We start from the raw sequence: 457 nt of genomic DNA on the forward strand, positions 1-457 counted from the left end.
TTACGAATCAATCGATGAGACAAATGCCATAAATCTCTTGCTCGTACCCTTTGTATATTAAATCGTTCTGATAGCTGACCAATGACTGTTTCAACGATACGGCGGGCTTTCATTAGCCGCCTTACCACAGGTTTGGGTCTATCCTCTTTCATGTTGGCTCTGAGTGGCGTTTGTAAATCCACGCCTTGAGCGTCGTAGTACGATGTCAGACTCGGGCTGATATACCCTTTATCAGCGCCAAGTAGCCCATGAATATGAGTGGTGATTTCTGGGGCAACCGCTCTTTCATCAACATTGGCAGGAGCAAAGGTAAAGCCTTTAATCATGCCCGATAAGTTAACAAGCAAATGGCCTTCAAAGCCATAGTACCTCTCTTGCTTAGCGGCACAGTAGCTAAAAGCTGCTAAGTCTTGATAATTCTTATGCCGATAAGCGCGTCCATAATGACAGACGGGTA

The 457-nt window shown here is 45.3% G+C and carries 1 pseudogene; it reads right to left on the minus strand.

Features of this window, described 5'->3' with window-relative positions:
- A pseudogene (locus JFC07_RS13085) lies at window positions 1-457 on the minus strand (IS982-like element ISPsma1 family transposase); the annotation flags it as partial.

Source organism: Psychrobacter faecalis (assembly GCF_016107575.1).
In the GTDB taxonomy this organism is placed as follows: domain Bacteria; phylum Pseudomonadota; class Gammaproteobacteria; order Pseudomonadales; family Moraxellaceae; genus Psychrobacter; species Psychrobacter faecalis.